This window comes from Pseudomonas sp. FH4 (assembly GCF_000510915.2).
Lineage (GTDB): Bacteria > Pseudomonadota > Gammaproteobacteria > Pseudomonadales > Pseudomonadaceae > Aquipseudomonas > Aquipseudomonas brenneri.
The window spans coordinates 159,480-185,122 of sequence record NZ_AOHN01000044.1 but is presented as its reverse complement, the minus strand read 5'-3'; the positions used below and the strand labels follow the sequence as shown (position 1 = coordinate 185,122).

The window sequence follows — 25,643 nt, the reverse complement described above, 5'->3', positions numbered from 1 at the left end:
GATTCGACGCGGGGGCAATTGATAACGCATATTAGGCCGTCTTTGAAGTCGCCGGTTCCATTTGGGCCGGTCGCATAATGCAAAAAGCCCGGCGCTACAGCAACGGGCTCAGTCCAGACTCACTATGGAGGCACTGTGAAAGCATTGCAAGGCGTTGAAGGTCATGTGGAGTGGGTTGAGACCCCAAGTCCTACATGTGATGTAGGCCAAGTTCGTATTCGTGTGGCGGCAGCCGGCTTGAATCGGGCCGACTTATTACAGCGTGCAGGGCTCTATCCGCCACCGCCAGGGGCTAGCGAAGTGCTGGGCCTGGAGTGTTCCGGGGTCATCAGCGAAGTCGGCGCCGGCTCGGCCTGGCAAGTGGGAGACCGGGTCTGTGCGCTGCTGGCGGGCGGTGGCATGGCCGAAGAAGTAGTGGTGGATGCACGCCACGTACTGCCGGTGCCGGAGGGATTGTCCCTGGCCGAGGCGGCGGCGTTGCCGGAGGTGTACAGCACGGCCTGGCTCAACCTGTTCCAGTTGGCGGCGCTCAAGCCCGGTGAAAAGGTGCTGTTGCACGCGGGCGCCAGTGGTGTCGGCTCGGCAGCGATCCAACTGTGCAAGGCGTTTGGCAGCCCGTGCTGGGTCAGCGTCGGCTCGGCGGATCGCCTGGCCTATTGCGAAGCCCTCGGCGCCCAGGGCGGCGTGGTACGTACCGACGGTATCGAGGCCTTGCGCGATTTCGGCCCGTTCGACGTGATTCTCGACCCGGTGGGCGGCAATTACGCCGCGATCAACCTCAAGCTACTGGCCCGCGATGGGCGCTGGGTGTTGATCGGCCTGATGGGCGGGCGCGAGGCCCAACTGGACCTGGCGCAGGTGCTGGCAAAACGCGTGCAAGTGCTGGGCTCGACCTTGCGTAGCCGTGATGAGCAGTTCAAGGCCGATTTGTTCAGTGATCTGAGTCAGCATGTATGGCCGTTGTTTGGCGAAGGGCGGTTGAGCCCGCAGTTGGCCAAGACCTTTGCGATTACGGATGCCGAGGCTGCGTTTGCGGAGCTGGCGACCAACCAGATTTCCGGGAAGTTGGTGCTGGTGATCGACGCAAGCCTGGCTTAAATGCCAATGCCGAATTGAAACCGGGTCAAAAAAATGTGGGAGCGAGCAAGCCCGCTCCCACATTTTGATTGGGTTTCAATTCAGGAAAAGGGGGGTCAGGTCCACTGGTGGATCGGCCAGCCGGCCTGTTCGGCATGGGCCCGCAGCACCGGATCCGGATTCACCACCTGGGGAAAGTCCACTTTGCTCAACAGCGGCAAGTCATTGCGCGAATCCGAATAGAAGTACGCGCCTTCCAGGCTTTCACCTTCCTGCTCCAGCCATTGCATCAGCCGGGTGATCTTGCCTTCACGGTAGGTCAGTACACCGACTGTCTTGCCGCTGTACACCCCATGCGCCACGTCCAGTTCAATCCCCAGCACTTCCTCGATGCCAATGCGTGCTGCAATCGGCTTGACCAGATGGGTGCCCGAGGCCGAGATCACCAGGATCCGGTCACCGTTCTGGCGGTGGCGGGCGATGGTCTTGGTGGCGTCGCTGTAGATCAGCGGCTCGATAATATCTTCCACCCAGGGCTCTACCAGATGTGCGACTTCTTCCGGGGTGCGCCCGATCATCGGTTCCAGGCTGAAGTCCATGAATTCTTCCATGGCCAACTCGCCGCGGCTGTAGGCGGACATCAGTTCATGGTTCTTGCGCATGAACGATTCACGGTCCACCCAGCCCAGGCGGCCCATCTGTTCGCTCCACAAGGTGGCGCAGTCGCCGTGGATCAGGGTGTCGTCCAGATCAAAAATTACCAAAGCCATCAGTCATGCTTCCTCAATAAACGCTGCATCCTCAGGCTACCTCACACAGCGCAGCGGGATCGATAGAAAGTGCTAGGCGCTGGCCATCCGCATGCAGATCCTGGGCCGAGCGATTGAGTACGTCCACCACCAATTCCACGCCCCGGGCTTCGATCCGATAGCGGATCACATTGCCCAGCAGGCTATGGCTGCGGACCAGGGCGTCCAGTTCGCCGCTGCGGTTGAGCTCGATGGATTCAGGGCGGATGGCGATGCGCCCGTTGACCGGGCGCTGCAACAGCTTGCTGGCCTGCTCGGCGTCCAGCAGGTTGTAGTTGCCGATAAAACCGGCCGCGAAGGCATCCACCGGAGCGGTGTACAGGGTCTCGGCGTCGCCGCTCTGCACAATCTTGCCCTGGTTCATCAGGAAGATGCGGTCGGACATGACCAGCGCTTCTTCCTGGTCATGGGTCACGAAGATGGTGGTCAGCCCCAGCTCGCGCTGGATCTGGCGGATCTGTTCGCGCAGGTGCTTGCGAATCCGTGCATCCAGCGCCGACAGCGGCTCATCGAGCAGCAACAGGCGCGGCCGGGTGACCAGGGAGCGGGCGAGGGCGACGCGCTGGCACTGGCCGCCGGACATCTGGTGCGGGTAACGCCCGGCCAGATCCTTGAGTTCGACCAGTTGCAGCACTTCCTGGACACGCTTATGGCTGTCGTCGCTGTTGACCTTCTGCATACGCAGGCCGAAGGCGACGTTCTGCTCTACGGTCATGTTGGGGAACAGCGCGTAGCTCTGGAACACCATGCCGATATGGCGCTTCTGCGGGCTAACAGGAACGATGTCCTGGCCGTCCAGTAGGATCTGCCCGCTGTCCACTGGCGTCAGGCCGGCGATGCAGCGCAGCAGCGTGGACTTGCCGCAACCGGACGGGCCGAGGAGGGTGACGAATTCGCCCTTGGCGATCTCGCAATTGATATCGCTGAACACCGGGGTGGCGGCATAGCTTTTTTGCAGGTGCTGGACGCTGACGAAGCTCATTGGCTTTTGTCCTTGTTCAAGAGGTTGGCGGCCCAAGTGAGCAGCAGCACGAAGAGGAAGTAGGAAATGACCACGGCGCTGGTGAAGTGGCCGCTGCTGTTGCGCATGTTGTTGAGGTACACCTGCAAGGTCTCGTAGCGCGTGCCGACGAGGATATTGGCAAACACAAACTCGCCGAACAGGAACGAGAACGACAGCAGCAACGCCACCATCAGGCCCTTGCGCAGGTTAGGCAACACCACCAGGATCGCCGCCTGCCAGGTGCTGGCGCCGAGCAGTTGGGCGGCATCCATCAAGTCGCGCAGGTTGATCGCTTGCAGGTTGTTGGTGATCGCGCGGTACATGAACGGCAGCGCCACGGTGAAGTAGCAGCCAATCAGGATCCACGGCGTGCCGACCATCGCCAGCGGCCCCGAGCCGTATAACTGCAACAGCCCCACCGACGACACCACCGGCGGCACCGCGAAGGGCAGCAGGATCAGGATGTTCATCAGCGCGTCGAGCTTGGGAAAGTGGTAGTGCACCACAAACAGCAGCGGCAGGATCAGCACCACCGACAGGATTAGCGCGCCGACGCAGACCAGCAATGACTGACCAAAGGCGTGCAGGAAGCGCGGATCGCTCCACAGTTGCACATACCATTTGAAGGTAAAGCCTGAGGGCAGGATGGTTGCCGACCAACTGCTGGCGAGGGAATACACCAGGGTGCCAATCAACGGCAGCACCAGGATTGCGAACAGCAGGTACACCACCACGCGATGATAGAGGGCGACGGGGCTGGCTTCAGCGCGAGACATGGTAGCTCCTCTTGAGCAGCAGTTGATGGACCACGGTGACCACGGTCATCAGCGCTACCAGGATCACGGCCAGGGCGCTGGCCATGTTCGGGTCCAGGGAAATATCGCCGGAAACCATCGCTGCGATGCGGATCGGCAGCACGTTGAAGTTGCCGGTGGTCAACGCATAGACCGTGGCGTAGGCGCCCAGGGCATTGGCCACCAGGATCACGAAGGTGCCCAGCAGCGCCGGGGTCAGCACCGGCAGGCCGATATGCCGCCAGTACTGCCAGCCATTGGCCCCTAGCAACGCGGCGGATTCGCGCCAGTCTTCGCGCAGGGCATCGAAGGCCGGGTACAGCAGCAACACGCCCAGGGGGATCTGGAAGTAGGTGTACAGGATGATCAGGCCGGTCTTGGAGTACAGGTTGAAGTCCTGAATGATCCCGGCCTGCTTGAGCATGATGGTGATGCTGCCGTTGAACCCCAGCAGGATGATGAAGGCAAAGGCCAGGGGCACGCCGGAGAAGTTGCTGGTCATGTTGGCAAACGCAGTGACGAAGTTGCGCAGCGGCGAATCCACCTTGCGCAGGGAATAGCTGCCCAGCAACGCGATGATGATGCCGAAGATGCTGGAGTAGAAACTGATCTCCAGGCTGTGCTTGATTGCCTGCACGTAGAACTTCGAGCTGAAGATCTTGCTGAAGTTGGCCAGCCCCCAGCCGAACTCTTCCGATTGCAGGCTGTTGACCATCACCCAGAACAGCGGCGCGATCTGGAACACGATAAAGAACAGGGCGAAGGGCACCAGGCACAGGGCGGCCAGCCATTTGCCACGGATTACTGAATTCACTTCAACAGCTCCTGGCAGACAGGTTTGTCGTGGGCCACGCCAAGCAGGGCGCAAACGGTGCCGCAGATTTCGGTTTGCTTGGGCTGGGCCTTGGGGTCGAGGCTGAACGCATCGCCGAGGACAAACAGCGGTACTTCGCGTTCCTCCGCCAGCAGGCCGTTGTGCGAACGGTCGTTGTTCATGCCGTGGTCGGCGGTGACCAGCACCTGGTAACCGGCATCGAGCCAGCCTTGCAGGTAGTCGGCCAGGATGATGTCGGCCGAGCGGGCGCTGTTGCGGTATTGCGGGGTGTCGAGGCCGTGCTTGTGGCCGGCGTCGTCGATATTCATCGGGTGTACCAGCAAAAAGTTCGGCGCGTGCTTGAGGCGCAGGCTTTCGGCATCGGCAAACAGGTGGGCGTCGGGATAATGATCGCTCCAGTAGAAATGCCCGTGCTGGATCGCCAGGGCCTCGTCATCGGTATGCCGGTCGCGGGCTGCGCTGAAGGGCGAGCGGTTATACAGCTCGCTGACCCAGTGGTAAGCCGCCGCTGCGGTGCTCAGGCCGGCATCCGTGGCGTAATGGAAAATGCTGCGCTGGGTGGACAGGCGCGAGACGTGGTTGTGGACGATGCCGCTGTCGATCGGCGCTACGCCGGTGAGGATGCATTCGTACAGCGGGCGGGAGAGGGAGGGCAATTCGCATTCCAGCTTGTACAGCGCTGCGCGTCCTGCGCCGACGTAGGCCTGGAGATGCCCCATGGCATGCCGGGCGACCTCGTAGTTCAGGCCGTCGAGCACCACAAGGATGACGTTGTGCTTCATAGGGGCTCCGCAACAGTAAACATCGGTATGTCTGGAGGAACAGGGTCAAAACTGTGGGGGCGGGCTTGCTCGCCCCCACACAAGCCTGTTCCCACATTGGGTCTCCAGTGGATTGCCAATGTGGGGTGCTGGGCTTACTGCATATTGATAATGACTTCTTCCTGCCATTTCTGCGGCAGCGCCTTGGAGGTCTTCTCCCAGGCATCGGCGTCCTTGATCGGGGTCACGCCCTTGTACTGCTCGTTGGGCAGCAGCTTGGCCTGGACTTCTGGGGGCAGGGTCAGGTGTTCGGCACGGATCGGCCGCGCATTGCCCTTGGCCAGGTTGATCTGCCCGGCATCACTGAAGATGTATTCGCGGGTCAGTTTGGCGGCGTTGGGGTGCTTGGCGTATTTGTTGATGATGGTGGTGTAGCCGGAAATCACCGAGCCATCCGATGGGATCAGCACCACATAATCATCCGGGTTGGCCATCTTGGCCTTGTAGCTCAGGCCGTTGAAGTCCCAGACCACGCCTACTTCAACTTCACCTTTTTCCATGGTGGCGATGGTCGGGTTGGCCAGGGAGATCCGCCCCTGCTTGGCGATCTCGGCGAACATCAGCAGCGCCGGCTGGATGTTCTTTTCGTCACCACCGTTGGCCAGGGCTGCTGCCAGCACACCGTTGGCGGCCTGGGCGGCGGTGCTCACGTCACCAATCGAGACCTTGTACTTGCCGGTCTTCAGGTCAGACCACTTGGTCGGGACTTCGGAACCGTGCAGCAGCTTTTTGTTGACGATAAACGCGATGGTGCCGGTGTAGGCCAGTGCCCAGTTGCCGTCCTTGTCCTTGGCCCAGGCCGGGATCTGCTCCCAGGTGCTTGGCTTGTAGGGTTGGGTCACGCCCTGCTTGACCGCAATCGGGCCAAAGGCTGCGCCCACGTCACCGATATCGGCGCTGGCATTGTCTTTTTCTGCGGCGAACTTGGCGATTTCCTGGGCCGAGCTCATATCGGTATCGATGTGCTTGAGGCCGTACTTGGCCGCCAGGTCTTCCCAGGTGCCGCGCCAGTTGGCCCAGTCATCGGGCATGCCGACGCTGTTCACAGAGCCTTCTGCCTTGGCGGCAGCCTCCAGGGTTTTCAAGTCGGTGTCAGCGGCCATGGCGGCGGTGCACATGGCAATGGTCGAGCCTAACAGTGATGCCAGGAAAAGCTGTTTCATCCGAAGCTCCTTTGGGCGTTTTCAACGCTGCGTTTTTTATGATGCGCGGTTGGTTTGGTCTAGGTCAGCAATACACGAGCCAATTTAGGCGCGCTGGATGACAGTTTCATGTCGATGTCGTTTTTATAACGCCTGCGCAGGCGCCTGCCGGGTAAGCGTAGACCAATGCATGGACCCCGTATTTACTGGACTTGGCCGATGTATTGCAGGGCGTATGAGGCAGCGGCGCAAGGCGCTGTCATCTGTCGGTCATGTGTGATGCCTAGGCTTGCACGCAATGACCGCCGCCCATTCCAGGGGCATTTGGTGCACCCAGACAGTGCTGGCCTAGTCCAGATAGGTAACGTTGATGCGTGATGAGGCAACCAAAGCGGTGACAGCCATTGGCCAGGCGCTGCAAGAGCAGATCAGCCACGGCTTATTGACGCCTGCGAGCAAATTGCCGGCCGAGCGCAAACTCAGTGAGTTGTTTGGTACCACCCGGATAACGGTGCGCGAAGCCTTGCTGCAATTGGAGGCCCAGGGCCAGATCTACCGCGAGGAACGCCGCGGCTGGTTTGTCTCGCCGCCCCGTCTGGCCTACAACCTGATGCAGCGCAGCCACTTCCACGCGATGGTCAGCGCCCAGGGCCGGGTGCCGTCTACCGAGGTCATCTCGGCACGCCTGCAACCGGCGTCGGCGGCAGTCTGCGCGTGGTTGCAACTGCCGGCCCTGTCCAGCGTGATCCAGATCCGCCGCAGGCGACGGATTGATGGGCGATTGGTGCTGTATGTCGAGCACTACCTCAATCCCCAGTATTTCCCGGGGATCCTGGCGTGCGACTTGAATGAATCGATGACCGAGTTATATGCACGCAAGTACGACCTGCATTACGGGCGCGTGCGCTTCGAGATTGTGCCGACCTCATTGCAGGTAGACGCGGCAGCAGCCCTGAAAGTCTCGGTGGGCAGCCCCGGGCTGCGGATCGCCCGGGTCAACTACGATCAACATGAGCGGCTGATCGATTGCGATCTGGAGTTCTGGCGCCATGACGCGATTCATGTGGGGGTGGATGTGACCTGAGTGTCCTGCGGGCCACTCGCCGCCGTCACCACCTGCACACTCAAGCGCGGCATCGCCAGGTCCATCCCGGCCTCGTCCAGATGCCGCTTGAGCGACAGGTTGAACGCCCGCGACACCTCCCACTGCTTGATCGGCGCGGTCTTGAAGCGTGCGCGCAGAATAGCGTTGCCGGACTCGAAACTCTCCACACCCTGGAACTCCAGGGGCGACCAGATATTGCGACGTTGCAGCGGGTCGGCGCGCATTTTCTGCCCCACATCGCGCATCAGCTTGATCGCGGTGTCGATGTCCATGCTGGCGGGTACCGCGACGCGGAAAATCGCGTAGCCGAATTCCCGCGAGTAGTTCTTGATGCTCTTGATCTCGCTGAACGGGATGGTATGGACGATGCCGTCGATGTCACGCAGGCGCACGGTGCGGATGGTCAGGCCTTCGACGGTGCCCAGGTGGCCGCCGACGTCCACGTAGTCATCGATGGCCAGGGAGTCTTCGATGATGATGAACAGGCCGGTGATCAAGTCCGCCACCAGGGACTGCGCACCAAAGCCGATGGCCAGGCCGATCACACCGGCACCGGCCAGCAGTGGCGTGACGTTCATGCCCATGTTCGCCAGGGCGACGATGGCGGCGATGATAAAGATCGTCACGAACAGCACGTTACGGATCAACGGCATCATGGTCTGCGCCCGCGCGTTGGCCAGGCCTTTGCGTGAGCGGGTGAGGGCGTGATGGATCGCGGTATCGGCGAGGATCCAGATCAGCCACGAAAACAGCAGCGTACCGGCCAGGCCAAACAGTTTGACGCTGATTTCATGCCCGTCGCCTTCGGTAAAGCGGATCAGCGACCAGCCCCACACGCGCAGGCCCAGCTCGATAAACACCAGCCATACCAACAGGTGGACCAGGGTGTAGAAGAAGCTTTTCAGCCGCTCGGAATACAGCGCGTGACGCTTGTGCCCGCGTTGCGGCTTGAGGGCCTGGCGGCGCACCAGGCCATTGATCACCATGCACAACACCAGCAACACCGTGCAAAACAGCGACTGACGCAGCGCGGTGCTGGTGTCGCCGGCGGAAACAAAGGTGGCAAACAGCGAAATACCCACCAGCAACAGTGCCGGCAAATACCAGAAGGTGCCGATGATCGACAGGGTATCCGTCAGCGCACGGCGGGTCAGGCGCCGTGACAGTGGCTGGTTGCGGATCAGGTGGGCGATGGGGCGGCGGAAACGCAGGATGAACACGCCGGTGGACAGCGCGGCCAGTACATTGGCGACCGTCGCCGCGCTGTGCGCGAGGTGGATCCCCAGGGCTTCGGTCAGGCGCGGGTCGCTCAGCGCCTCGCCAAAGGCGGCAAAACTGCCGATCAGCCACAGCGGGCGAAAGGCCTGGTGGCGCAGGATATACAGCGCCCGGTGGCGGTGCGGGCCGTCGAGTACAGAGAAGGCAATGACGCAGATCGCCGAGAAACAGGTGCCGACCACCAGCGCGTACGCCAGCACCATGGCCAGGGATTTGCCCAGGGATGAGGGCAGGGCGTAACTCATATAGACCGTGATCACCAAGGCAATCAGCCAGGGCCCTAGCTTGCGCAAGGCAAAGCGCAGCATGTCCCAGGTCTTGGGGTGTTGTGGCAGTTCTTCACTGAGGCCAAAGCGCAGGCGCACCCAGTGACCGAGCCAGATCAGCGCGGCAGCCAGCAGGCTCCAGAGCATCAAAATCACGGCAAAACCGAAGATGATCGGCAGCCATTCGCTGGCCGGCAGCATCAATGCGGAAAACTCGGACTTAGCCTGGTCGAATTCGGCAGACCAGCGATTGAGCGGGCTGTCGGTGCCGGACAGCTGTTGCTCCAGACTGGCCAGGGTCCCACCGATCAAGCCCAGTACCCCTTGCTCGGCGGCGGGCTGGGCCTTTTTCGTGGCTTCGCGCAGCTTTTTCAGGTCGGCCAGCAGCTTGGCGCGCTGCTGGTCGTTTTCCAGGTTCTTGATCACCTCGTCCAGGGACTGCCCCAACGGCACATCGGCCTGCGGCTGGGCCTTGGAGGAGCTGCCGAGGATGCCGGGCAGGCCGACCGCCTGGGCAGGGGCGATGGGCAGCAGGGTCAGCAGACACAGGAGCAGGCAGTACGGCAGGGCAAACAGACGGGCAAGCACGAGGCGGTCAACCTTGAAAACGACAGATCGACCGAGTGTACGAGGGCGCTATGCCCAATGCGAGTGCATTTGTCTATTCGGCCAGTTTGGCGAGGATCCGGAAGACGATGGTGCCGAGGATCAGCAGCATGCCGACCCACATGCCAAACACACCGAGGTTCTTGTCGCGGAAGTTGAAGCCAACGGCCAGCAGGATCATGCCCGCGAGGATGGGGATGAGCATGGCGTGGAAGGCGGACATCGGGATCATGGTGGGGACGGCCTTGTCGTTGGAAGATGATTACCAGTCTAGGCGTGTTTGGTGCAGGGTGCCTTGATGTGTGTCAGATAGAGATGGAGTGCGGTCGAAATCGCCATCGCGGGCAAGCCCACTCCCACATTTTGACCGCAGTCTTCTGTAGGAGCGGGCTTGCCGCGATTGGCAGCGCCGCCGATCTCAGGGCAGGTCACGACTCGCATAAAACGCACTCAACACCTTCACCAGGTGCGCCAGGTCATGGCTGCCGCACAGCTCGCGGATCGAGTGCATGGCGAATGTCGGCAGGCCGATGTCCACGGTGCGCACGCCGAGGTGGCTGGCGGTGATCGGGCCGATGGTCGAGCCGCAGCCCATGTCGCTGCGCACCACGAAACTCTGCACCGGTACTTCTTCGGCCATGCACAGGTGGCGGAAGAACCCGGCGGTTTCGCTGTTGGTGGCGTAGCGCTGGTTGCTGTTGACCTTGATCACCGGGCCGGCATTGAGTTTGGGGCCGTGGTTGGCATCATGCTTGTCGGCATAGTTGGGGTGGATGCCGTGGGCATTGTCGGCAGAGACCAGCAGTGACTTCTGAATCGTACGTACGAACTCATCACCTTCAGGCAGCAGGCGGCGCAAGGTCTGCTCCAGCATCGGGCCGTCGGCACCGCAAGCCGAGCAGGAGCCGACTTCTTCGTGGTCGGTACACACCAGCACGCAGGTTTCGTCGGTCTCGCTGGTGAGCAGGGCTTGCAGGCCGGCGTAGCACGACAGCAGGTTGTCCAGGCGTGCACCGGCGATAAAGTCGCCATGCAGGCCAATCACGGCGGCGCCTTGGGTGTCGTAGAAACTCAACTCGTAGTCGAGCACTACGTCGGCGTTCAGGCCATGTTCGCGGGCCAGTTGGTCGGTGAGCACGGCGCGGAAGTCTACGCGCTCGTCACCGGCAAACTGCGCGAGGATTGGCGGCAGTTCGGTCTGGGCGTTGATCGCCCAGCCCTGGTTGGCTTCCCGGTTCAGGTGGATGGCCAGGTTGGGGATAATGGCGATCGGCAACTTGAAGTCGATCAACTGGCTTTCGACCTTGCCGTCACGGCGGAACGTCACGCGCCCGGCCAGGGACAGGTCGCGGTCGAACCACGGCGCCAGCAATGCGCCGCCGTAGACTTCCACACCCAGTTGCCAGAAACCCTGGCGTTGCAGCTCGGGTTGCGGCTTGACCCGCAGGCACGGGCTGTCGGTATGGGCGCCCACCAGGCGGATGCCGTCATGCAGGGGCGATTGGCGGCCCATCTTGAACGCGATGATCGAGGAGTCGTTACGGGTTACGTAGTAGCGACCGTTGGCCTCGGTGGTCCAGGTCTCGCGCTCGTCAAGACGCTGGAAACCGGCGGCTTCCAGGCGTTGGGCCAGGGCAGCAGTGGCATGAAAGGGGGTGGGAGAGGCCTTGAGGAAGTCGATCAGGCCTTGATTCAACGCTTCGCGCATAAGTAGCTCCAGACAGCAATGGCGCGAGTTTACCGTCCGATGTGATAAGTGCACAGAACAAATGTGGGAGCGGGCTTGCTCGCGAATGCGGTGTGTCAGTCAGCCTTTCTGTGACTGATAGACCGCATTCGCGAGCAAGCCCGCTCCCACATTTTTGATCGGGTTGCCAATTTTAGAACGGCGCAGGGCACTCGAAGCGCAAACGTTCGCCGCTTTGCGGGTGAGTAAAGCTCAGCATGCACGCGTGCAGGCACAGGCGGGGCCAGGCAGCCAGGGCCTGTTCGTGGGCATACAAACCGTCGCCCAGCAGCGGGTGACCGATGGACAGCATATGCACGCGCAACTGGTGTGAACGTCCGGTAATCGGCGTCAGCTCAACTCGGCACCAATCCCCGCAACGCTCCAGGACTTTCCAGAAGGTCAGTGCGTGTTTGCCGAACTCATGGTCCACCACATGTCGCGGCTTGGTCGGCGGGTCATAGCGCAGCGGCAGGTCGATGCTGCCACTGTCCAGTTCCGGTTGGCCCCAGCACAAGGCGGTGTAGGCTTTTTCGGTTTCGCGGTCGTGAAACTGACGGGACAGTTCGCGGTGGGTGTCAGCATCCCGGGCCAGCAGGATGATCCCCGAAGTTTCCCAGTCCAGACGATGGACGATGCGGGCCTCGGGATAGCCGTTTTCCTGCAGGCGGGTGATCAGGCAATCCTTGTTGTCGTCGGCGCGACCTGGCACCGACAGCAGCAGGGTAGGCTTGTTCACCACCAGCACAGCGGCATCCTGGTGGAGAATATGGATATTGGACAGCGGCATTAAACAGCCTCGTAACAAACGCCAACGGCGGCTGCGCCCATCGCCTCTTGTAGGAGCGAGCTTGCTCGCGAAGAACCTGAGAGCGTCGCGTTTATCCAGGATGAACGCGGTGCACTTGAGTCCTTCGCGAGCAAGCTCGCTCCTACAGGGGGCGATATAGCGGAGCCGCCGTGGCGACCGCCTGTTCGATCAACGATCAGGCAGGGTGATATTGAGTTCCAGAATCGAGCAGCTGCCGTCATTTTCCAGGGCGACATGCACGTCATCGTTACCGATATTGACGTACTTGCGGATCACCTCCACCAGTTCCTTTTGCAGGGCTGGCAGGTAATCCGGGGTGCTGCGTTGGCCGCGTTCGTGCGCCACGATGATCTGTAGACGCTCTTTCGCTACCGACGCAGTGCTAGTTTTTTTGGTGGAGCGAAAGAAGTCAAAAATACTCATTGTTTAGTTGCCTCCAAACAGGCGCTCGAAGAATCCCTTCTTCTGTGCATCGAGGAAGCGATGTTCCACGGTCTTGCCCAGCAAGCGATCGACAGCATCGCTGTACGCCTGGCCGGCGTCGCTCTGGTCGTCGAGAATGACCGGTACGCCCTGGTTGGACGCCTTGAGTACCGCTTGGGATTCTGGGATCACACCCAGCAGCGCAACTGCCAGGATCTCTTTAACGTCTTCTACGCCCAGCATCTCGCCCTTGCTTACGCGCTCAGGGTTGTAGCGGGTCAGCAGCAGGTGCTCCTTGATCGGGTCTTCGCCTTTCTCGGCGCGACGGGATTTGCTGGCCAGCAGGCCCAGCATACGGTCCGAGTCACGTACCGAAGACACTTCCGGGTTGGTCACGACGATGGCTTCATCGGCGAAGTACATCGCCAGGTGAGCACCGGTCTCGATACCGGCCGGGGAGTCGCAGACCACGAACTCAAAGGTTTCCTTGAGTTCCATCAGGACTTTTTCCACGCCTTCTTTGGTCAGCGCGTCTTTGTCACGGGTCTGGCTGGCGGCCAGTACATACAGGTTCTCAAGGCGCTTGTCCTTGATCAGTGCCTGTTGCAGGTTGGCTTCGCCGTTGACCACGTTGACGAAGTCGTACACCACGCGGCGCTCGCAACCCATGATCAGGTCAAGGTTACGCAAGCCCACGTCGAAGTCGACGATGACTGTCTTGTGGCCGCGCAGAGCGAGGCCGGTACCGATAGCGGCGCTGGTGGTGGTCTTACCCACACCACCCTTGCCGGATGTAACCACGAGAATCTTGGCCAAGGTGTTTCACCCCTAAGGAAAAAGGACTTTTCGGTCCCTGAAAAACATCTCTTGAAACTCGCTGCAGGCGGACAGCCTTCGTAAGAAAAAGATGTGGTTCCCGTAGGGAAACGCCAACTTCCTATTGTTCCTACACAAGTCTTGCCGGTTTCGCTTTGCTATCAGAGTCTAGAGATGCTTGGAAAATGCGGCAGTATCCGTTAAAGACGGATGATGTTCAACACATCGCCCGACAGGCTGATCTGTACCCCGGCCCCCCACAGCGGATCACGCCGCAAATCTTCTGAAACCTTGTACTGCCCGGCGATGGACACCAGCTCAGCACTCAGTTGCTGGCAGAAAATCCGTGCCTTGGTATCACCCTTGACCCCGGCCAGTGCCCGACCGCGCATTGGGCCGTATACATGGATGTTGCCATCGGCGAGAAGTTCCGCACCGGGACTGACGGGGGCGACTACAACCAGATCGCCGCCCTGGGCGTAAATTTGCTGCCCGCCGCGTACGGGGGAGGTGATGATCTTTGTAGGCTTGATCGTCGGCTCGGGTGGTTTTTCCGGTTTTTTCTTCACTTCAGTTTCCACCGGGTCGAGCACGCGCTCGCGGGCGCCGGACGGTGGCAATACTGGCAGTTCAATGGCGATGGCCGCAGCGATGTCTTCAATGCGGCTGGCGCGAATGGCCAGGGTGCGCAGGCCATGTTGGCGGCACACGCGCATCAAGCCCGGCAGATCAACGGCGCCCTGGCCGGCTGGCAATTTGTCCAGGGCCAGCACCAGCGGCGCATTGTTGAAGAAATTCGGCGCGAGGGCGACTTTGGCGGCAAGCTGGCGATCCAGTGCGTCAAGGTCGTTGCGGGCCAGTTCCAGCACAGTAATGGCCAGCATGCTGCCCTTGAGCTGGAATACGGGATCTTGGTCTAGCGATTCAGTTTGGCTCATGGTCGGCAAAGCGGCTTGTCACGAAAAGTGTCGAGACTTATAACGAGAACATCCGCTAGCCGCAAGCCGGGTCGAACCGTTGTAGAATGCGCGGCCCTTGTCTTTACCGGAATCTGTAATGGATCGCCCGCGTTTTCGAGCTGTATTTTTTCACCCGCGCTTCTGGCTGTTGTGGCTGGGACTTGGTGTGCTGTGGTTGATCGTGCAGCTGCCATACCGGGTTTTGTTGGGGATTGGCCGTGTCCTGGGTGCGTTTATGTACCGAGTGGCCGGTGAACGTCGGCGTATTGCCGCGCGAAACCTGGAACTGTGCTTCCCGCAAATGTCCGCCCAGGAGCGTAAACATTTGCTCAAGGAAAACTTTGCGTCCACCGGCATCGCCTTCTTCGAGATGGCCATGAGTTGGTGGTGGCCCAAGCCGCGCCTGGCGCGCCTGGCCCATGTCGAAGGGCTGGAACACCTCAAGCAGGCACAACTGGAAGGCAAGGGCGTGATCCTCATGGCCCTGCATTTCACCACCCTGGAGATCGGCGCTGCCTTGCTGGGCCAGAAGCACACCATCGATGGCATGTACCGTGAGCACGGCAACCCGTTGTTCGATTTCATCCAGCGCCGTGGCCGCGAGCGCCACAACCTCGATTCCCTGGCGGTAGAGCGTGAAGACGTGCGCGGCATGCTCAAGCTGCTGCGCGCCGGCCGGGCGATCTGGTATGCGCCGGACCAGGACTATGGCGCCAAGCAAAGCGTTTTTGTGCCGTTGTTCGGTATCCAGGCCGCCACGGTCACCGCCACCAGCAAGTTCGCGCGGCTGGGCAAGGCGTTAGTGGTGCCGTTTACCCAGCAGCGCCTGGCGGATGGCAGCGGTTACCGCATGGTGATTCATCCGCCGTTGCGCGACTTTCCCGGTGAGTCCGACGAAGTCGATTGCCTGCGCATCAACCAGTGGGTGGAAACGGTGGTGCGCGAGTGCCCTGAGCAATACCTGTGGGCCCATCGCCGTTTCAAGAGCCGGCCGCCGGGCGAACCCAAGCTGTACGAAAAGCGTCGCTGAACAAACGGACTGTCCCCCGCCCATGGAGTTATGCAATGCGCCCAACTGAACCGGTCACTGGCTTGATTCTTTCCGGCGGCGGGGCGCGTGCGGCGTATCAGGTCGGGGTGCTGGCGGCGATTGCCGAACTGTTGCCGCCGGGCGCGGCCAATCCCTTCCCGGTGATTGTCGGCACCTCGGCCGGCGCAATCAACGCCGTGAGCCTGGCCAGCGGGGCCATGGATTTTACCGCCGCCATTGAACGCCTCACCGCCTTCTGGCAGGGCTTTCGCAGCCATCTGGTACTGCGCAGCGACTGGCCGGGGGTGATTCACCAGGCCAGCCGCTTCCTGACCCGCAGCCTGTTGGGCCTGGGATCGCCGGTGCCGGTGGCGCTGCTCGACAGTTCGCCACTACGGGAACTGTTGCAGGAAAAATTGCATTTCGAAGGCATCAATGAGGCGATCCGCCATAAACACCTGCACGCCGTCGCCGTGACGGCGTTCGGCTATGAGTCGGGGCAGGCGGTGACGTTCTATCAGGGTGGCGGCACCATCGACGCCTGGCTGCGCCACCGGCGCATTGGCCTGCCCACGGAGTTGACCGTGGAGCACCTGCTGGCCAGCTCGGCGATTCCGTTGCTGTTTGCGCCAGTCAAACTCGATCAGGAGTATTTTGGCGATGGCGCCGTCCGGCAGTCGGCGCCGATCAGCCCGGCTTTGCACCTGGGGGCGAGCCGGGTGCTGGTGGTGGGCGTCAGTGGCAACCCGCGTTCCGTTGACCCGAATGAGCCGCAGCAACGCACTTACACCGGCCAGCAGCCGACCCTGGCGCAGATCGGCGGGCACATGCTCAACAGCACGTTCATTGACAGCCTTGAGAGCGATATCGAGTTGCTGGAGCGCCTCAACCAGTTCAGCCATCTGCAGCCGGCCGACAGCGCCGCGCGCGGTCTGGCACCGGTAGACGTGCTGGTGATTGCGCCCAGCCAGCCAATCGACGAGATTGCGGCGCGCCATCGCCAGGAACTGCCGGCAGCGTTGCGTCTGTTTTTACGTGGGCCAGGGGCGACCAAGACCAGCGGGGCGGGGGTGCTCAGCTATCTGCTGTTCGAGGCGGGGTATTGCAGTGAGTTGATCGAGCTGGGCCGGCGCGATGCACTGGCCAAGCGCGAAGAGTTGCAGCGGTTCCTGGGCTTGGCCTGATCCCTTGTAGGAGACAAGCTCCTACAGGGGGCCGTGTTCAGGCTTTAGAAGTGGTACTTGACCAGCAGGCTCGCCGTGTCCTGATTGGTCTCGAACGCGCCGCTGTCCTGGATCCCGTACTTGTTCTTCCAGTAGTCGTATTCAAAGCCGACATACAACTGCTTGGCGCCCCAGCTCATGGCCTTGCCCAAGTCATATTTGACCTGCGGGTTGAAGTGCAGGTTGGCGTGGTAGGTGCCACGGGCGTTCTTGTCGTTATCCACCACCCAGTCCATGAAACCGTCGATCAGCACGTCGGAGTTGCCCACGGGAATGGTGTACGACCATACCGGCGTGATCTGCCATACGCCGTCACCCGGGCGATTGCCTTCGGTCTGGCGCTGGTAGAAGTTCAACTGGAAGTAATCGAAGCCGGGGATGTTCAAGTCAAATGCCGGGCCTACCAGGTAGGACTCATTGTCGCCTTCGCCGAACTCGTAAGTGAACGCCAGCAAGACATCTTTGATCGGTCCGAAGGACAAGTCTTTATCGAAGATCTTGCCAAACGACAGCCGTGGGCTGAACTCGCCATAGTAAGTATTGGGGCCGACGTTGCCGTCTTCCTTGCCGTTGTAAAAGATACGGTCGAGGAAGAAGAAGTTGTCGCCGTACTTCCACGCATCGGCATGTTCAAAGGTGACGGTTTGCTGGATCTCTGGGTTGACTTTGAAGTTCTTGCCCCACAGGTAAGTCAGGCTGTTGTTCTGCCACTGCAGCAGGTCACCCGCCATCGCTTGGCCCCCAACCAACAGGGATCCTGCCAACATAAGGCTGTTCACGGTACGTTTCATTCGGTTGCTCCCGAGCTAAGGTTTTGTGGTTTTTCTTCTACGCAGGCGCTCTGGTGTGGCGCCTTTTGGTTCGCTGCAAAAATCGTCTGTTCGGTCAGCTTTAATGCTTTTAGCAAGAGCTGCGCCAAGGTGTTTGAAAAGCCAAAAAATCCCCGTCGGCTGCAGGGGATGCAGTCGAATTCAGAGGACTTTTGCGCACTTTGGCAGCCAACATAAGGCCGGGATAAGTTGGCCTTTAAGTCAGCTTTTACATTCGCTGTTTTTTTTTGAGTCGATTTGAGCGGGCGCGGAGAATACTGGCTCCAGAGCCTGTGCTCAAGTGCGCTGTAAAAGAGCGCGAGGGGCGAGAATGGGGCACGGCGTGTGGCCGGCCCCAGGTGAATGGCGTGCATGTGGATATTCCCTGTTCGTTGTTATTTTTGTAGTAACGAAGGAATCAATGCGTATGGGCGATTTCGGGTCGTTCTGAACCGCCCAGGATGTTGAACAACACGTTCAGCGACAACGCACTGAGCGTGGCCATGGCAATGCCGCTATGGGTAATCGGGCTCATCCACAACGGCAACTGGGCGAAGAACTCCGGGCGTACCACCGGAATCAGGCCCATGCCGATGCTCACGGCCACCAGCAACTGGTTACGGCGGTCGGCAATGTCGGCTTCCTGGAGGATCTTGATCCCGGTCGCCGCGACCATGCCGAACATCGCGATGGCCGCACCACCCAGCACCGCAGGTGGAATCGACGCTACCAAAAACGCCGCCTTGGGCAGCAGGCTCAGCACAATCAGAAAGGCCCCGGCCATGATCGTCACCGAGCGGCAACGCACGCCGGTCATCTGCACCAGGCCGATGTTCTGGGCGAAAGAGGAGTGGGTGAAGGTGTTGAAGAACCCGGCAAAGAACGATGCGCCGGCATCGCACAGCAGGCCGCGCCGTAGCATTTTCGGGGTGACTTCCTGCCCGGTGATCTTGCCCAGGGCCAGGAACATGCCGGTGGACTCGACGAAAATAATCACGACCACCAGGCACATCGACAGGATCGGCGCCAACTCGAACGTGGGCATGCCGAAGTGCAACGGCGTGACCACTTGCACCCACGGCGCCTGCTCCAGGCCACCGAGGTCGACCATGCCGAGCAAACCGCACAAGGCATAGCCCAGGGCCATGCCGATCAGCACCGAGATATTGACCCAGAAACCGCGCATGAAACGGTTGATCAACAGGATGGTGGCGAGTACCAGGCCGGCGATGGCCAGGTAGATCGGTGAGCCGAATTGCACAGCGCTGGCGCCACCGCCCGCCCAGTTCACCGCGACGGGAAACAACGAAAGACCGATGGCGGTGATCACGGTACCGGTCACCAACGGAGGGAAGAAGCGTACTACCTTGGACATGAACGGCGCGATCACCATACCAAAGAACCCGGCGGCGATGGTTGCGCCGAAGATCCCTTGCAGGCCGATACCCGGCATGCCTGCCATGGCGACCATGCTGCCGACCGCAGCAAAGCTGGCGCCCATCATCACCGGCATACGGATACCCAGCGGGCCGATGCCAAAGGACTGGACCATGGTGGCGATCCCCGCCACCAACAGGTCGGCGTTGATCAGAAAGGCGATTTCTTCACGGCTCAAGCCCGCGGCTTGTCCGATGATCAGCGGTACGGCCACGGCGCCGCCGTACATCAGCAGTACATGTTGCAGGCCTACCAGGATCAGTTGCAAAAGTGGAAGCCGCACCATGGCGGGCGCGGCAGGAATCTGCGTTTCTAACTGGGACATGCAACACCTCGGATCTTTTTTATTTTTGTGTTGTTTGGCAGTCAATTGCCATTTGGAGCTCGATCTCAAAATCACCGCAGATCCCCTGTGGGAGCGGGCTTGCTCGCGAAAACGGCGGCTCAGTCACCTTAAGGGTTGAATGACACACCGCATTCGCGAGCAAGCCCGCTCCCACATTTTGGATTTGCGTCAGGCTGTCAGTTAGTGCGGGCCCCCTGATTGATCCAGCTACCAATCAACTCGCGTTCCTGTTGAGTCATCTGGGTAATGTTGCCCAGCGGCATGATCTGGCTGGCAACCGCCTGCGCTTGAATGCGCGCCGCTTGCTGCTGGATCTGCGCCGGGGTATCGAACATCACCCCGGCCGGTGCGGTGCTGAACAGCGGGCTGGTGGGCTTGGCCGAATGGCACACGGTGCAACGCTCTTCAATCACGCTATGTACCTTGCCAAAATCCGTCGAGGCCTGGGCCGCAGGCGCTTCTGCCGCTGGTGCTGGCGCGGCGGGAGCTGCTGGCTTGAGGCCGCCACCCAATGCGGTTTCCGGCAATGGCTGGTACTCGATCGCTGCTGGCGCCTTGGCCACGTCCGGTGTGGTAACCGCGGGTTTTGGACCGGTGACATAAGCCAGGCAGATCATCGCCAGGGCACCGACCGGCAGAGTCCAGGCGTATTTCTGGCTGTCGTGGCGGGTGTTGAAGTAGTGACGCACCAACACCGCCGCCACCGCGATCCCGGCCAGGATCAACCAGTTGTACTGGCTGCCGTAGGTGCTCGGGAAGTGGTTGCTGATCATGATGAACAGCACAGGCAGGGTGAAGTAGTTGTTATGGCGTGAACGCAACAGGCCCTTGGCCGGCAGTGCCGGGTCTGGCGTGCGGTTTTCCGCGATCGCCGCCACCAGCGCACGCTGGGCCGGCATGATGATGCGGAACACGTTGCCGACCATGATGGTGCCGATGATGGCGCCCACATGCAGGTACGCGCCACGGCCACTGAACACCTTGCTGAAGCCATAGGCGGCGCCGATCAACAGGACGAACAGGATGAAGCCGAGCAGGGCAGGGCGTTTGCCCAGGGCCGAGTCGCACAGAAAGGAGTAGATGAACCAGCCGGCGAACAGTGAGCCAATGCCCAGCAACACGCCTTCGGTACCGCTGAGGCTGCTGCCGGGGGCGAGCAGGTACAGCGTCGGGTTGAGGTAGAACACCACGCAGAGCAGCGCGACGCCCGACATCCAGGTGAAATAGGCTTCCCATTTGAACCAGTGCAGGTTGTCCGGCATGGTCGGTGGGGCCAGTTTGTATTTTTCCAGGTGGTAGATACCGCCACCGTGGATTGCCCATAAATCGCCAGCCAGGCCGCTTTTGGGGTTGACGCGGTTCAGGTTGTTTTCCAGCCATACGAAATAGAAAGACGCACCGATCCAGGCCACGCCAGTGATCATATGAACCCAGCGCACGCTAAGGTTCAGCCATTCCAACAGATGTGCTTCCACAGTCTTTACCTCTCGCCCGTCACCCTTGTTGTCGGGTGATCGGACCTTCTCTTATTGGTGGGGGGCGAGGATCAACCGCTCATCCTCTTTGAAAAAATGCTCATCGCAGTTATTGCCTGTGCCACTGCGATCAACCACCAGGAAGTCATCCCGCTTTTCGATCGTCAGCACCGGGTGGTGCCAGACGCCGCGATGGTAATTAATGCCCTGCCTGCCGTTGGTGACGAAGGCGCGGACCAAGCCTGATACAGGTTCATCGCCAACCGGCGCGACCACGATCAGAAAGGGGTTGCCGAGCAGCGGGATAAAGGCCTGGCTGCCCAGCGGGTGTCTTTCCAGCATGCACACGGTCAACGGCATGTCCTGCGCATCGGCGCGGAAGATGCTGATGATGGCGTGGTCTTCTGGCGTGGCGGTCTCGACCGTCGCCAGTTTATGAAAGCGCATGGTCGAGCCGTTGTTGATCATGAAGTGATCGCTGCCTTCGGTTTCGATAACGTCTCCGAAAGGGGCGAAGGCTTCTTTGGTCAAGGGTTCGATCATCAGTGTGCGCATGGCTGTCTTCTTAATCTGTTTAGTTATTGATGGATCTGTGTAGGAGCGAGCTTGCTCGCGAAAAACTCAAGGGCACCGCGTTTATCCAGGAGGGGCGCGTTATCGTTGACGATCTTCGCGAGCAAGCTCGCTCCTACATGGGCGGCCTTATTTAGCGACCTTGCCGAAAACCCGCAGGCGGCTCACACCACCATCCGGGAATACGTTGAGGCGGATGTGGGTGATCGGGCCCAGTGCCTTGATCTGCTCGGCGAAGGTGTGTTCGGCGTGCATTTCCAGTTTCTGTGCTGGCAGCAGTTCGCGCCAGAACAGCGATTGGGTTTCGATCTGGCTGTCGGTGCCGCCTTTGACGAACGCGCCCTGGATCGAGCAAGTGTCCGGGTAGTTGCCCTTGAAGTGCAGGGTATCGACCACCACTTTTTCGATCTCGCCGGCATGCCCCAGCGCGACGATTACCCAGTCATTGCCAGGCGTGCGACGGCGTGCGGTTTCCCAGCCATCGCCCATGTTGATGCCGCGGCCCGGGTTGAGGATGTTGCCCATGCGCCCGAAGTGTTCATCGGAGCAGGCCAGTGCGCGACCGCCATTGAGGGAGGAGGCCAGGTCCACTTGTTCGTTGTCACCCACGGTCGACCAGTCGCGGAACGGAATGCCGTACACACGCAGACGTGCTACGCCGCCATCCGGGAAGATGTTGAAGCGCAGGTGGCTGAACGCCTGGTCGTTGTTGATCTCGTGGAAGTGATGGCTGTTGCCCTGCAACTCTACGGCGGACAGCACTTCAACCCACTGGGTGTTGTCATCGGGCTCGCCCGAAGCCAGGAAGCAGCCTTCCAGGGACGCCGATGGCGGGAAGTTGCCGGTGAAGAATGAAGTGTCGATGTCCACGCCCTTGATCGAACCCGGTACGCCCAGGCGGATCACCGCGCTGTCGAAGCCTTCGAAGCGCTTGCGGCGGGACTCCCAGCCGTCCATCCACTTGCCGTTATCATCGAAAACGCCCTCCTTCCATACGGCCGGGGTCGGCTGGAACAGTCGGTTGGCGTCGGCGAACCAGTCATCGGTCACCGAGATGATCTTGGTGCCCAGGCGGGCGTCGGCCAGGTTGACGAACTTCTCGAAAGGTACGGGTTGCGCTTTCATTCTTCTTGTCTGCCTTAGATAGAGTGGCTTGGGATGCTTGCCAGGCCCTGGGCGTTGATCGATTCGCTCGGGCCAGGTTTGCTAAAGGGTCAGTAATCGGAACAACGCGATCTTGTTGATCTCTGCCAGTGCGCACTTGAACTCGGTCTCGACCGGGTTGTGGATGCGCGTTTCAAACGCGGCGAGGATCTGATGCCGGTTGCTGCCTTTTACCGCCATGATGAAGGGAAACTTGAACTTGGCCTTGTAGGCATCGTTCAGCTCGGTGAAGCGCGAAAACTCGTCGCTCGAGCATTGGTGGATACCGGCGCCAGCTTGTTCGTTAGTGCTGGCTTCGGTCAGTTGGCCCTGGACGGCAGCTTTGCCGGCCAGGTCCGGGTGAGCGTTGATCAGGGCCAGTTGCCTGGTGTGATCGGCACTCAACAGGATATCGCTCATGCGCTGGTGCAGGGTCTCAATCTCATCGATCGAAGCGTCCTGGCCCAGGTCGAAGGCCTTTTCGGCCACCCATGGCGAGTGTTCATAGATATCGGCGAAGGCTGCGACAAATTCGTCGCGGCTGAGGGTCGATGGTTTCAAGGTTTGGAACGCTGTCATTTGGCGGCTCCCTGGAAAGGGTGTACGTCATGCCAGTGGCGGGCAATGTCGACGCGGCGGGTGAACCACACCTGGTCATGGCCCTTGGCGTATTCGATAAAGCGCTTGAGTGCGGCCAGGCGCGCCGGGCGGCCGATCAGGCGGCAATGCAGGCCGATGGAGAGCATTTTCGGGGCCTCGGCACCTTCGGCATACAGCACATCGAAGGCGTCCTTGAGGTATTCGAAAAAGTCGTCGCCCTTGTTGAAGCCCTGGACCTGGGTGAAGCGCATGTCATTGGTGTCCAGGGTGTAGGGGATCACCAGGTGCGCCTTGCCGGTCGGGTTGTTCGGTTCCCAGTAGGGCAGGTCGTCGTCGTAGGTGTCGCAGTCATACAGGAAGCCGCCTTCCTCCATCACCAGTCGCCGTGTGTTGGGGCCGGTGCGCCCGGTGTACCAGCCCAGTGGGCGTTCGCCGGTCAGCTCGGTGAGGATACGGATGGCTTCGAGCATGTGCTCGCGCTCCTGGGCCTCATCCATGTACTGGTAGTCGATCCAGCGGTAGCCGTGGCTGCAGATCTCGTGACCGGCGGCGACCATGGCACGGATCACATCGGGGTGGCGCTGGGCAGCCATGGCCACGGCGAAGATGGTCAGCGGAATGTCGAATTCCTTGAACAGCTTGAGGATGCGCCACACGCCGGCACGGCTGCCGTATTCGTACAGTGACTCCATGCTCATGTTGCGCGCGCCTTGCAGCGGTTGGGCCGAGACCATTTCCGAGAGGAAGGCTTCCGACTCTTTGTCGCCGTGCAGGATATTGCGCTCACCGCCTTCTTCGTAATTGAGTACGAACGACAGGGCAACGCGCGCCTTGCCCGGCCAGTGAGGGTGCGGTGGGTTACTGCCGTAACCGATCAGGTCGCGTGGGTAGTCAGCGCTCACTGCAGTCTTCCTTCTTGTTCGTGATCGATGGTGTGGCGGTCGTGGCGTCACAGCGATGGGCTGATTGTATACAACTTGATGGTCACTTTGTAAGCCTGTATTTCTGCATTTTTTCCAGGCGGTAGCAGAGGCCTATCCTTGCAAGAAACTTGCCCAATTGGTCAACTAAAATATGAAAAACCATCTGTAGGAGCCGGCTTGCTGGCGATGGCATTCTTGCCGTTGCCACATCTGTGGTCGATACACCGTCATCGCCGACGAGCTGGCTTCTACAGGGGGAGGGATGTTTGTTGAATTTATTGTGTACAATTTTTTTGAAAAATGTCTTAATCGGCTATCGCCGGCTTTTCATTGCCCTGCAAAGGTGCGGCCTCTTTATTAATCCACGACACGGGAGCTCCGATCCATGGGACGACTGACCACACACGTACTGGACGCCGCCCACGGCTGCCCAGGCAGCGCCATCAAGGTTGAACTGTTCCGCGTCGAAGGCGCGCAACTGGAGCTGGTCGCCAGTGCCCTGACCAACAGCGATGGCCGTTGCGACGCGCCGCTGCTGCAAGGTGATGAGTACCGCAGTGGTGTCTACCAGTTGCAGTTCAGTGCCGGCGACTACTACCGCGCCCGTGGCGTGCAACTGCCGGAACCTGCGTTTCTCGATGTGGTAGTGCTGCGTTTTGGCATCAGTGCCGAACAGGATCACTACCATGTGCCGCTGCTGATTTCGCCCTACAGCTACTCCACCTATCGCGGTAGCTGAGTCGTCACCTCGCTTCACACCCCCAAATGCTCTTCGTTGGTTTCGCCCGCTCACACTGCGGGCTTTTTTTTGCCCGCGAATAAAGGCGGGTCATGAGCCAATGCCAGCGAATATGAGGATTAAGTGTGGGAGCTGTCGAGCTCCAGCGAGGCTGCGATAGCGGCGGGTCAGCCAACATCAATACTGGCTGTGCCGACGTCATCGCAGCCTCGCTGGGGCTCGACAGCTCCCACAGGGTTGTGTGTTAGCCCCTGAGCAGCGATGCCGCCCCGGCGCTGCCAAACAGCCCGGCACTGAAACGGTTGAACCAGCTCTGGCCCTTGCCGGTGCGCAGATACCGCGCGGCACCATGGGCTCCCAGGCCGTAGGCCAGCTTGCATAGCAGGTCCAGCACGGTCCAGGTGGCGATCATGATCAGCAGTTGCGGCAAAAACGGCTGCTGGCTGCTGAGAAACTGCGGCAGGAAGGCGGCGAAAAACAGAATGTCCTTGGGGTTGCTCGCGCCCAGCACAAAGGCCCGGCCAAACAGCGCGCGAAAGCGCGGTACGGGTGCTGCGTCCGGCACCACGGCGCCCTGGGACGGCAGGCGCGACTGCTGCCAGCTCTGCCAGGCGAGGTAGAACAGATACAGCGCACCGACGATCTTCAAGGCGCTGAACAACTGCTCCGACGCCAGCAACAAGGCCCCCAGGCCGAGGGCCGAGGCGCTCAGCAGGCAGATCGAGGCAAACACCCCGCCAAGAAACGCCGGGTACGAACGGCGCAGGCCGTAGTTCAGGCTGTTGCTGATCATCAGCAACGACAGCGGCCCCGGAATCAGGATCACGATCAAAGCAGCGCCGCTGAACAGCAGCCAGGTTTCCACGCTCATTAC

The 25,643-nt window shown here is 60.6% G+C and carries 27 protein-coding genes; 5 read left to right on the top strand and 22 right to left on the bottom strand.

The features are described from left to right. Positions 1–135 precede the first annotated feature (135 nt). Complete coding sequence (locus H097_RS25180) at positions 136–1,098, top strand: zinc-binding dehydrogenase (RefSeq protein ID WP_032863270.1); 963 nt, start codon at positions 136–138, stop codon at positions 1,096–1,098. A 95-nt stretch (positions 1,099–1,193) separates the two neighbouring features. Here H097_RS25180 and H097_RS25175 read toward each other — a convergent pair whose 3' ends face one another. From H097_RS25175 to H097_RS25150, 6 genes are all read right to left on the bottom strand, one after another. Then, positions 1,194–1,847 (bottom strand): HAD family hydrolase, encoded by a 654-nt coding sequence (locus tag H097_RS25175; protein ID WP_032863269.1) that lies wholly within the window; start codon positions 1,845–1,847, stop codon positions 1,194–1,196. Positions 1,848–1,878: 31 nt separating this feature from the next. Continuing rightward, complete coding sequence (locus H097_RS25170) at positions 1,879–2,868, bottom strand: ABC transporter ATP-binding protein (protein ID WP_032863268.1); 990 nt, start codon at positions 2,866–2,868, stop codon at positions 1,879–1,881. Next, positions 2,865–3,665 (bottom strand): ABC transporter permease, encoded by an 801-nt coding sequence (locus H097_RS25165; RefSeq protein WP_032863267.1) that lies wholly within the window; start codon positions 3,663–3,665, stop codon positions 2,865–2,867. The genes H097_RS25170 and H097_RS25165 overlap by 4 nt, the downstream gene beginning before the upstream one ends. Continuing rightward, positions 3,652–4,497: an ABC transporter permease subunit gene (locus H097_RS25160; protein ID WP_032863266.1), complete on the bottom strand. Its 846-nt coding sequence runs from the start codon at positions 4,495–4,497 to the stop codon at positions 3,652–3,654. Before H097_RS25160 ends, H097_RS25165 begins: the two co-directional genes overlap by 14 nt. Next, complete coding sequence (locus tag H097_RS25155; RefSeq protein WP_032863265.1) at positions 4,494–5,300, bottom strand: alkaline phosphatase family protein; 807 nt, start codon at positions 5,298–5,300, stop codon at positions 4,494–4,496. Before H097_RS25155 ends, H097_RS25160 begins: the two co-directional genes overlap by 4 nt. Positions 5,301–5,434: 134 nt before the next feature. Next, positions 5,435–6,502 (bottom strand): ABC transporter substrate-binding protein, encoded by a 1,068-nt coding sequence (locus H097_RS25150; protein WP_032863264.1) that lies wholly within the window; start codon positions 6,500–6,502, stop codon positions 5,435–5,437. A 349-nt stretch (positions 6,503–6,851) separates the two neighbouring features. Between H097_RS25150 and H097_RS25145 the strand changes: the two genes are divergently transcribed. Next, on the top strand, positions 6,852–7,565 hold the full coding sequence (locus H097_RS25145) for a UTRA domain-containing protein (protein WP_032863263.1): 714 nt from the start codon (positions 6,852–6,854) through the stop codon (positions 7,563–7,565). On the opposite strand, the gene H097_RS25140 is transcribed toward H097_RS25145, so the two are convergent. From H097_RS25140 to minC, 7 genes are all read right to left on the bottom strand, one after another. Next, positions 7,541–9,718, bottom strand: a complete 2,178-nt coding sequence (locus H097_RS25140; RefSeq protein ID WP_032863262.1) for a mechanosensitive ion channel domain-containing protein — start codon at positions 9,716–9,718, stop codon at positions 7,541–7,543. The genes H097_RS25145 and H097_RS25140 overlap by 25 nt on opposite strands. 73 nt (positions 9,719–9,791) lie before the next feature. Next, positions 9,792–9,968 (bottom strand): hypothetical protein, encoded by a 177-nt coding sequence (locus H097_RS28455; protein ID WP_162843703.1) that lies wholly within the window; start codon positions 9,966–9,968, stop codon positions 9,792–9,794. Between the two features lie 186 nt (positions 9,969–10,154). Then, on the bottom strand, positions 10,155–11,444 hold the full coding sequence (locus H097_RS25135; RefSeq protein ID WP_032863261.1) for a M18 family aminopeptidase: 1,290 nt from the start codon (positions 11,442–11,444) through the stop codon (positions 10,155–10,157). Between the two features lie 172 nt (positions 11,445–11,616). Beyond that, entirely contained in the window at positions 11,617–12,252 is a 636-nt protein-coding gene (locus H097_RS25130) for an RluA family pseudouridine synthase (protein ID WP_032863260.1), read from the bottom strand. A gap of 189 nt (positions 12,253–12,441) precedes the next feature. After that, entirely contained in the window at positions 12,442–12,696 is a 255-nt protein-coding gene (gene minE, locus H097_RS25125; RefSeq protein WP_032863259.1) for a cell division topological specificity factor MinE, read from the bottom strand. A 3-nt stretch (positions 12,697–12,699) separates the two neighbouring features. Beyond that, positions 12,700–13,512 (bottom strand): septum site-determining protein MinD, encoded by an 813-nt coding sequence (minD, locus tag H097_RS25120; protein ID WP_032863258.1) that lies wholly within the window; start codon positions 13,510–13,512, stop codon positions 12,700–12,702. Between the two features lie 200 nt (positions 13,513–13,712). Next, positions 13,713–14,450, bottom strand: a complete 738-nt coding sequence (minC, locus tag H097_RS25115) for a septum site-determining protein MinC (RefSeq protein ID WP_032863256.1) — start codon at positions 14,448–14,450, stop codon at positions 13,713–13,715. Positions 14,451–14,568: 118 nt separating this feature from the next. On the opposite strand from minC, the gene H097_RS25110 reads away from it, so the two are divergent. Both H097_RS25110 and H097_RS25105 read left to right on the top strand, forming a co-directional pair. After that, entirely contained in the window at positions 14,569–15,501 is a 933-nt protein-coding gene (locus H097_RS25110) for a lipid A biosynthesis lauroyl acyltransferase (RefSeq protein ID WP_032863255.1), read from the top strand. Between the two features lie 35 nt (positions 15,502–15,536). Beyond that, positions 15,537–16,685, top strand: a complete 1,149-nt coding sequence (locus H097_RS25105; protein WP_032863254.1) for a patatin-like phospholipase family protein — start codon at positions 15,537–15,539, stop codon at positions 16,683–16,685. Positions 16,686–16,729: 44 nt separating this feature from the next. Here the strand turns inward: H097_RS25105 and H097_RS25100 are convergent, their stop codons facing one another. From H097_RS25100 to puuE, 8 genes are all read right to left on the bottom strand, one after another. Further along, positions 16,730–17,515, bottom strand: a complete 786-nt coding sequence (locus H097_RS25100) for an outer membrane protein OmpK (RefSeq protein ID WP_032863253.1) — start codon at positions 17,513–17,515, stop codon at positions 16,730–16,732. Beyond that, complete coding sequence (locus H097_RS28270; protein ID WP_130898266.1) at positions 17,512–17,907, bottom strand: hypothetical protein; 396 nt, start codon at positions 17,905–17,907, stop codon at positions 17,512–17,514. Before H097_RS28270 ends, H097_RS25100 begins: the two co-directional genes overlap by 4 nt. Positions 17,908–17,951: 44 nt before the next feature. Next, complete coding sequence (locus tag H097_RS25095) at positions 17,952–19,295, bottom strand: nucleobase:cation symporter-2 family protein (RefSeq protein WP_032863252.1); 1,344 nt, start codon at positions 19,293–19,295, stop codon at positions 17,952–17,954. A gap of 197 nt (positions 19,296–19,492) precedes the next feature. Continuing rightward, a complete protein-coding gene (locus H097_RS25090) occupies positions 19,493–20,791 on the bottom strand; it encodes a urate hydroxylase PuuD (RefSeq protein ID WP_032863251.1) in 1,299 nt (432 codons plus the stop codon). Positions 20,792–20,842: 51 nt separating this feature from the next. Beyond that, the gene (locus tag H097_RS25085) at positions 20,843–21,346 is read right to left on the bottom strand and encodes an ureidoglycolate lyase (RefSeq protein ID WP_032863250.1); all 504 of its coding nucleotides are present in this window, start codon (positions 21,344–21,346) and stop codon (positions 20,843–20,845) included. A 147-nt stretch (positions 21,347–21,493) separates the two neighbouring features. Beyond that, the gene (gene alc / locus H097_RS25080) at positions 21,494–22,489 is read right to left on the bottom strand and encodes an allantoicase (protein WP_032863249.1); all 996 of its coding nucleotides are present in this window, start codon (positions 22,487–22,489) and stop codon (positions 21,494–21,496) included. A gap of 81 nt (positions 22,490–22,570) precedes the next feature. After that, complete coding sequence (uraD, locus tag H097_RS25075) at positions 22,571–23,086, bottom strand: 2-oxo-4-hydroxy-4-carboxy-5-ureidoimidazoline decarboxylase (RefSeq protein ID WP_032863248.1); 516 nt, start codon at positions 23,084–23,086, stop codon at positions 22,571–22,573. Then, positions 23,083–24,009: an allantoinase PuuE gene (puuE, locus tag H097_RS25070; RefSeq protein WP_032863247.1), complete on the bottom strand. Its 927-nt coding sequence runs from the start codon at positions 24,007–24,009 to the stop codon at positions 23,083–23,085. The genes uraD and puuE overlap by 4 nt, the downstream gene beginning before the upstream one ends. A 406-nt stretch (positions 24,010–24,415) precedes the next feature. Here puuE and uraH point away from each other — a divergent pair, with 406 nt between their 5' ends. Beyond that, on the top strand, positions 24,416–24,769 hold the full coding sequence (uraH, locus tag H097_RS25065) for a hydroxyisourate hydrolase (RefSeq protein ID WP_032863246.1): 354 nt from the start codon (positions 24,416–24,418) through the stop codon (positions 24,767–24,769). Positions 24,770–25,013: 244 nt separating this feature from the next. On the opposite strand, the gene H097_RS25060 is transcribed toward uraH, so the two are convergent. Then, positions 25,014–25,640, bottom strand: coding sequence for a LysE family translocator (locus tag H097_RS25060; RefSeq protein ID WP_032863245.1), 627 nt, complete (start codon positions 25,638–25,640; stop codon positions 25,014–25,016). Between the last annotated feature and the right edge of the window lie 3 nt (positions 25,641–25,643).